We start from the raw sequence: 395 nt of genomic DNA, 5'->3' as shown, positions 1-395 counted from the left end.
CGCGTCACCAAGTCCCCCACCACCGACGCCACCAGCGCGGGCAGCAGCGCCTCGTAGCCCATGCGCCCCACCACGACGACCTCCAGCCCGAACACCGCCCCTGCCACCGGCGTGCCAAACACCGAACCGAAGCCTCCCGCGATGCCCGCGGCCAGCAGCTCGCGGCGCGTGTCCGGCCCCACCCGGAAGCGCCGCGCCACCAGGTCCGCCAGGCTGCCACCCATCTGCACCGCCGTGCCCTCGCGGCCCGCGCTGCCGCCGAACAGGTGCGTCAGCACCGTCCCCACCAGCACCATGGGCGCCATGCGCACCGGCACCTGCGCGTCGCTCGCGTGCACCGTGTCCAGCACCAGGTTGTTCCCCCCACGAATCGGCCCGCCCCACTTCGCGTACAC

At 74.2% G+C, this 395-nt stretch carries 1 protein-coding gene; it reads right to left on the bottom strand.

The window, feature by feature from the left end:
- On the bottom strand, nucleotides 1-395 hold a 395-nt coding region (locus G4D87_RS38725; RefSeq protein ID WP_205507904.1), incomplete at both ends, for a chloride channel protein.

It is taken from the genome of Myxococcus vastator, from assembly GCF_010894475.1.
In the GTDB taxonomy this organism is placed as follows: Bacteria; Myxococcota; Myxococcia; order Myxococcales; family Myxococcaceae; genus Myxococcus; species Myxococcus vastator.
This window is presented reverse-complemented; position numbering and strand designations above follow the sequence as displayed.